The sequence below is a fragment of the Shewanella electrica genome (assembly GCF_022321485.1).
Taxonomy (GTDB): Bacteria; Pseudomonadota; Gammaproteobacteria; order Enterobacterales; family Shewanellaceae; genus Shewanella; species Shewanella electrica.
Genome location: NZ_JAKOGG010000113.1, coordinates 1 through 319, shown reverse-complemented (window position 1 = coordinate 319; position 319 = coordinate 1). Strand labels below are relative to the sequence as shown.

Here is a 319-nt window from a genome sequence, read left to right as displayed (position 1 = left end):
GGAAGATATGCTTGCTGGAACCTCTAACCGTCCTCGAACTTTTAGACAGAAAGAAGCTGAGCATGAAGAGGAAGAACCCGAGGAAGTATCTGGAGATGAATCTGGAGAAGAATCTGAAGAAGAAACTTCTAAGAAAAAAGGAACACAAGGGGTTATTGAGATTGAAAATCCCAACTTAGTAAAGCCAAAGACCTTGAAAGCTAGAGATGTTGATGTTGGAAAAACAACAGAACTTTCAAGGCGTGAAAGGGAGGAGATAGAGAAACAGAGAGCCCATGAGCGCTATATGAGGCTGCAAGAGCAAGGAAAAACAGAACAA

Annotated in this window: 1 protein-coding gene; it reads left to right on the top strand. The window is 42.0% G+C overall.

The window, feature by feature from the left end:
• Positions 1-319: PDGFA associated 1 family protein (locus L9G74_RS23975; protein WP_238898546.1), on the top strand; the 319-nt coding region annotated here is incomplete at both ends.